Origin of the sequence: Thiohalomonas denitrificans (assembly GCF_016841685.1) — a bacterium.
GTDB lineage: Bacteria > Pseudomonadota > Gammaproteobacteria > Thiohalomonadales > Thiohalomonadaceae > Thiohalomonas > Thiohalomonas denitrificans_A.
On record NZ_JAENYR010000142.1, the window covers coordinates 1 to 4326 of the forward strand.

General features: G+C 57.5%; 9 protein-coding genes. 5 read left to right on the forward strand and 4 right to left on the reverse strand.

Annotation, left to right across the window (positions count from 1 at the left end):
* Together Q7L05_RS17005 and Q7L05_RS17010 are read left to right on the forward strand one after the other, a co-directional pair.
* Positions 1 to 194, forward strand: a 194-nt coding sequence (locus Q7L05_RS17005) for a hypothetical protein (RefSeq protein WP_303909441.1), incomplete at its 5' end; no start/stop codon positions are given.
* Complete coding sequence (locus Q7L05_RS17010) at positions 191 to 574, forward strand: Mor transcription activator family protein (RefSeq protein ID WP_303909443.1); 384 nt, start codon at positions 191 to 193, stop codon at positions 572 to 574. The genes Q7L05_RS17005 and Q7L05_RS17010, both read left to right, overlap by 4 nt.
* Positions 575 to 632: 58 nt before the next feature.
* On the opposite strand, the gene Q7L05_RS17015 is transcribed toward Q7L05_RS17010, so the two are convergent.
* The 4 genes from Q7L05_RS17015 to Q7L05_RS17030 form a co-directional block, all read right to left on the reverse strand.
* A complete protein-coding gene (locus Q7L05_RS17015; protein WP_303909445.1) occupies positions 633 to 1244 on the reverse strand; it encodes a hypothetical protein in 612 nt (203 codons plus the stop codon).
* Between the two features lie 79 nt (positions 1245 to 1323).
* Entirely contained in the window at positions 1324 to 1788 is a 465-nt protein-coding gene (locus Q7L05_RS17020) for a hypothetical protein (protein WP_303909447.1), read from the reverse strand.
* A gap of 224 nt (positions 1789 to 2012) precedes the next feature.
* Positions 2013 to 2714, reverse strand: coding sequence for a hypothetical protein (locus Q7L05_RS17025; protein ID WP_303909449.1), 702 nt, complete (start codon positions 2712 to 2714; stop codon positions 2013 to 2015).
* 141 nt (positions 2715 to 2855) lie between these two features.
* A complete protein-coding gene (locus Q7L05_RS17030; RefSeq protein WP_303909451.1) occupies positions 2856 to 3149 on the reverse strand; it encodes a hypothetical protein in 294 nt (97 codons plus the stop codon).
* A 111-nt stretch (positions 3150 to 3260) separates the two neighbouring features.
* Between Q7L05_RS17030 and Q7L05_RS17035 the strand changes: the two genes are divergently transcribed.
* The 3 genes from Q7L05_RS17035 to Q7L05_RS17045 are packed head-to-tail and all read left to right on the forward strand — an operon-like array spanning position 3261 to position 4277.
* Positions 3261 to 3779, forward strand: coding sequence for a D-Ala-D-Ala carboxypeptidase family metallohydrolase (locus Q7L05_RS17035; RefSeq protein WP_303909453.1), 519 nt, complete (start codon positions 3261 to 3263; stop codon positions 3777 to 3779).
* A gap of 17 nt (positions 3780 to 3796) precedes the next feature.
* Positions 3797 to 4030 carry a hypothetical protein gene (locus tag Q7L05_RS17040; protein WP_303909455.1) on the forward strand — a complete coding sequence of 78 codons (234 nt, stop codon included), beginning with the start codon at positions 3797 to 3799 and terminating at the stop codon, positions 4028 to 4030.
* The gene (locus Q7L05_RS17045) at positions 4020 to 4277 is read left to right on the forward strand and encodes a hypothetical protein (RefSeq protein WP_303909457.1); all 258 of its coding nucleotides are present in this window, start codon (positions 4020 to 4022) and stop codon (positions 4275 to 4277) included. The genes Q7L05_RS17040 and Q7L05_RS17045 overlap by 11 nt, the downstream gene beginning before the upstream one ends.
* Positions 4278 to 4326 lie beyond the last annotated feature (49 nt).

The following is a 4326-nucleotide window of genomic DNA, read 5'->3' on the forward strand; positions in this document are numbered from 1 at the left end:
GGTGGTGGCTCATCGGCATCGCCATGTGCACCGGCGCAGCCGGCTACGCGGTAGGCTGGACCCGCGGCTGGAAGCGCGGCCGCATCGGAGCGGCCGGCCAGTGGCTGGTGGTCGCCCGCTGGCTCGATGTCCACGGGCTCATCGCCGTTCCGAAGGGGGCCGACTTCCGCCCGCGGCAGAAGGATCGGGCATGAGAGTCGAAGACCTCCCGCCCGTGTTTCGCGAAGTCGCGGAGGCTATCGGCCTGCCGGCCGCGCCCGCGTTGGTGGAGCGTTGGCCGGGCGTCACGATTTGGATACCGAAACGGAACGAGGAGAACCATCCCCTCGCGGAACAGCTCGGCATGGAGGCGGCACAAAGGCTATCGGCCCTCTATGACGGGGACTATCTGCGCGTGCCCCGTTGTACGCGGGCCGCCCGGAAAGCCCGGGATGCCGAGATCCGGCAGTGTCACAAGGAGGGCAAGACCGCGCGGGAGCTGGCGTTGCGGTTCCGGCTCACCGAGCGGCAGGTGTGGAACATTCTGGCTAGCCGGCGCACGGAGGCGGAGCGGCGGCAGATTGGGCTTTTGTAATGAACTAAGCAGGTGGACCCTGGAATAGCCAGCACGCCTCAGTTGCACACAGCAACTTCTATAAGCCTGTTGAGCTACCGCGAAGCTTACTAACATATCGAGCGACTTCGACTGCCATTGCGTTAGCTTTACTCCTTAGGCGCTCGGCTTCTTTGAGCTCATAGATTATAGCCAGGAACAGGAGTGCCGAGACCCAAATGGCCTCTTTTGGCTTCGCGAGGACCAGCTGTTTTCTGTCTACACCATCATCTTGCTCCCCATAACCGTACCAAAATGACTTCGCGAAATTATCTTTAGCATCTTTCTCCAAATTATCAGCGTACGTAGCCAAATCAAATTGCACATTTCCAATGTTGTGGACGAGTTTGTTCCTCAGTTCCGACAAGCTTCTAATAAAGCGCCGTTCGTGCTTATTGACGAGCTCCATGGCAGAGATGAACGCTATCTTTCCGGTTGCCTTATTACTGAGCTCAACCCGGGAAAAAATAGAAAGCAGCCTCTCGTCACCAAACTTATGGACAAGCAAGTGCGATACTGCGGCCTCTACCAAGGCGTGGAGTTTGATGATGAAAGACCAGTCGTCCTCGTTCTTCAATGAGTCCAGGAATGCCTTCGGAAGTCCGAGGTCTTCCTCTAGAGCCGCAACACTTTCTTCCACCGTATCAACCATGGAATATACCTCTTAACACTAGAAAGCTTGGTGACAACTACAATGCTGATCATTCCCATTTGTCACCGGCCCATTTTATCTATGATTCCTTGAACCCGCGGAAAACCCACCGAACAGCCAAACCACCCACATAGATAAGTGCAAGCGGGATGAACCACCATGCAAACGCCCGCGCAACGTTTACGAGGCGTCTCTTGTATGCGGCATGTTCTACTACGGTCCAATACTCTCGTGCGAAAGCCTCTGCCTCACCGCGTGGTAGGCTCTTACGAAAAACAAGCACATGACCATTCGGCATTTCGACTAACTCGGCATTCTTTACAGACTGCGCATCGTGAATGAATGCATCTTCATCCTCTTCTCTTACTTTGGCGTTAAGTATTCGTGTTTGCGCTTCCGGCGTTAGCTGCGAGTAATACGCTTGCTTGTGGGTGATTGATGCGGAAGCTGGCCAGCTTGACCAAGTAACCCACCCCACCCCGATGAGATACACGATCGCCGTTACCACCCAAAGTCTTTGCCAACCGCCAAGATTCTTTCTCATAAATATTCTAATGCCTGCATTCAGGGGGACAGTCAGAAGGACAATCATCAGGGACAGGCCACGGTTTCGAGAGAACACTTTAGCTTCCGCGTCGTGCCGATTAAAACGTGGTCTGTCCCGGTTCTTGCCGAAGGAACTACATTCAAGCGGCCATATGCCTTGGCATCTTTGGAGTAACACGGACATTCACCAGGTTCACGACGGCCTCTCTCCCATCGCCATCGCTATGCCGTAGAGTCCCTTAATATGAGCCTCGGATCGGGACAGTTCACTAAAAGTGACCCGCTGCGGTCGAGATCTTTGACGCACGCATAGAGTGACTTCACTGTGTGCGCTGTGTTCACCACGCCCCATGCCAATAACTGGTGAGCGGCATCTTCTTGAAGCACCGTTAGCAACTCATGACGTTCTTGCTCTTGATCTTCCCTACCTGCGTGAAAGAACTCAGTGTTGAACCACAAAGTCACTAAATGAGCCAACGGTAATTCCCTTCCATTGATTCGAATTCCAAGATCTATATCTCTCAAAAAGTTTTTCTTGAGCTTGGAAAGGAAGGTTTGGAGTGGGTGCGTCCTGTCTGTGTTCTTACTGAGGATATTGATGACTCGCTGAAACTTCGAAGGTTCCTTATCTGCGATAAAGTGCCGAAAGTCGAGGTAAAGCGACTTCACCCGGTGGCGGCCCGGAAACGTGTTTGATTGTGCGTTCGTCTTTGACCCGCCACGATCGATCGACAGTGACCAGAACCTAGGTAGCCTTAGGTCTTCTAGGTTGAGCAGAAATTCTCGCGCCCGTAGCTGAAAGTGCTCAATTGACCGCCAATCATTTTGCGATAGATTGGAGACAAGGCGGACTGTCTGCCAACGCATGGGATAGCTACGATCGCCCTCCAGGAATCCCGCTAGATTTACTTGTCGATCCAGCATGCTCATCTCCAACATCGGCGCTCTCACGCCTGTCTTCACCCGTGCCCGGCTGCGGACGTTTGGCTAAGAAGCGAACCAGGCCTCGGTTGAAAGTCCTTGTTGGGCCATCGCTTTATTCACGTTCTCTGGACACCGGATGGCCTATTTCATAAGCCACTGCGCAGCCAACGTAGCGAGTACACCAACGACAAAGGTGACTATGTGGCCAATAACTCGCACATAGCTGGCCTTTCTCTCTGATGCCTGCGCTTCACTCTTGCGGATTCTGTTCTGCATGGCGATGCGGAAGCCTGCACCCTGATCTCGCTGCCCAAGCTGCTCATCCGCGGACCGCATTTCGGCTGGAGAATACTTTGCGATCTCGGATTCATCGTCGTTAGCGAGATAGTGCTTGAATGCCGCTACGATTTCCTTCGCACGAATATTCGGGTTCATCTCATATTCTCGGCGACCCAACTGGAATGTAGGCGCCAAAGCGGCGCATCCCCGCCCTGCCTGAAACATTTCAGTCTGATTCCCTGCACCGCCAGGCCATAGCCTAGCGGCATGTCTGGGACACAGCTTACCAAAAATTTCCACCTCGACGAGTTCCTGCGTTCGCAGACGGCCGTGCGCCACGGCATCGACATGCGTGTGGCCGAGGGCGGGCCGGTCTACTCGAACCTGCGCCGGCTCTGTGTCCTGGTGCTCCAGCCGCTGCGCGACGCCCTGGGCCCGGTCACTGTCACATCGGGCTACCGGCCGCCGGCGCTGAATCGAAAGATTGGCGGCGCACGCAACTCCCAGCACCGCTACGGCCTGGCCGCCGACATCGTGGTCAGCGGGTACACCTCGCTTGAGGTGGCGCGCTGGCTGCGCGATCACGGCCAGGCTCACGACCAGCTGATCCATGAGTTCGGCGAGTGGGCGCACGTGTCGATACCGGACGCGGGCCGCTCACCACGCAACGAGCGCCTGACCACCGTCAAGCTACCGCGCCTGATTGGCAAGCCTCGCACCGTCTACGTGCCGGGGCTCTACGCCGTGGATGCCGCGCTCGCCCAGCTCGGGCGCCGCGCGGCCTGACTGCCGGGAGACGCCCGATGCCGATGCTGATGATGAAAGACAGCCGGGGCCACCCCTCCATCACCCTGACCTTCGTCACCGTTTCCCTGTTGGTGGTGCTCGTCAAGTTCGCGCTGGCCGGGCTCACCCTGCCCGTGCTCGGCGATGTACCCGAAATGAGCGGCGTGGATTTCGCGGCGGCCGCCGGCGCCTTGCTTGGCATCTGGTGGGGGCGGGAAAAGACGGAGAAGGAGAACCCCCGTGCTGACTAAGCTGCTCGGCCTGCTGGCGCTCATCGGCAGCGGCCTGGCCGTTCTCTTTCGCGGCCAATCGAAACACCACCAGGCCCAGGCCCGGCGCGAACACCAGCGCGCCGACCGGGCCGAGGCCTCCGCCGACGTCCACCGCCGGGTCGATGCCGCCCGCGCCGAGACCCAGACACGCCAGCGCGACGAGGCGGTCGCCATCGATGACCAACTCAAGGCCGGCCGGCGCGACCATCTCGAAGGAGACTGGTAATGAGCTATCGCAAACTGACCCGCCCGCTATGGCGCGCCTTGAACGGCTG

Excerpts from the sequence above, each read along its gene's own strand:
- Q7L05_RS17010 (WP_303909443.1), top strand. The coding sequence starts at position 191 with ATGAGAGTCGAAGACCTCCCGCCCGTGTTTCGCGAAGTCGCGGAGGCT.
- Q7L05_RS17015 (WP_303909445.1), bottom strand. The coding sequence starts at position 1,244 with ATGGTTGATACGGTGGAAGAAAGTGTTGCGGCTCTAGAGGAAGACCTC.
- Q7L05_RS17020 (WP_303909447.1), bottom strand. The coding sequence starts at position 1,788 with ATGAGAAAGAATCTTGGCGGTTGGCAAAGACTTTGGGTGGTAACGGCG.
- Q7L05_RS17025 (WP_303909449.1), bottom strand. The coding sequence starts at position 2,714 with ATGCTGGATCGACAAGTAAATCTAGCGGGATTCCTGGAGGGCGATCGT.
- Q7L05_RS17030 (WP_303909451.1), bottom strand. The coding sequence starts at position 3,149 with ATGAACCCGAATATTCGTGCGAAGGAAATCGTAGCGGCATTCAAGCAC.
- Q7L05_RS17035 (WP_303909453.1), top strand. The coding sequence starts at position 3,261 with ATGTCTGGGACACAGCTTACCAAAAATTTCCACCTCGACGAGTTCCTG.
- Q7L05_RS17040 (WP_303909455.1), top strand. The coding sequence starts at position 3,797 with ATGCCGATGCTGATGATGAAAGACAGCCGGGGCCACCCCTCCATCACC.